The 614-nt window shown below is 67.6% G+C and carries 1 protein-coding gene; it reads right to left on the reverse strand.

Annotated elements, in window-relative coordinates:
* Positions 1-343 (reverse strand): hypothetical protein (locus LPA54_RS35075; RefSeq protein WP_228984648.1); only part of this gene is annotated, 343 nt, incomplete at its 3' end.
* Positions 344-614 lie beyond the last annotated feature (271 nt).

Consider the following 614-nt stretch of genomic DNA (forward strand, 5'->3'; position numbering starts at 1 on the left):
GCCGCACACTGGGCACCCGGAACAGTTCAACCGGGCTGTCCTTCATGGTCTGTTCGAGCCGTCGTTCAAATGCTGCCGTCCTGCTGCCAGTCAGCACGGCCAGTCCCCGGGCCTGCGGGAGTTGGGTCAGCACGGGAGGTGCGGCACACCAGCGCCTGTTGCGCCAGTCGATATCCAGGAGCGCGAGAGAAACGGCATCGCGGAGCCACCGGCCCGGAGCGCCGGGCTCGACTTCCGGGCAGCGGGCACCGGCGAGCCACCATGCTCCCTGCTTGACGTCAGACAGCGCGCCCGCGCCCTGCTCGCTGACCCAGCGCAAGAGCAGGTCTCCTGGCTCGATCATCGGTAGTTCCTCTTTCCGGCGATAGCCTCAGCCGCAGCTACGTAGTCCTGCCATACCGGCAGACGCGACCGATGGGCCGCGCTGATCACGGCGTACGCCCATGCGAAGTCGCCACGGGAAGGATCGGGGCCGGGAATGTCCGCCGCGTCCAGCAAGGGCCGGACTGACCATCGCGAGGGCGTTCTGTAGATCAGCCAGACGTATCCGGGGGGCACTTGGACCTCGAGGCAAGGGCCGAGGGCTCCATCCGGTAGACGCGAGGTCATCCAGG

Origin of the sequence: Streptomyces sp. DH12 (assembly GCF_020873895.1) — a bacterium.
Taxonomy (GTDB): Bacteria; Actinomycetota; Actinomycetes; order Streptomycetales; family Streptomycetaceae; genus Streptomyces.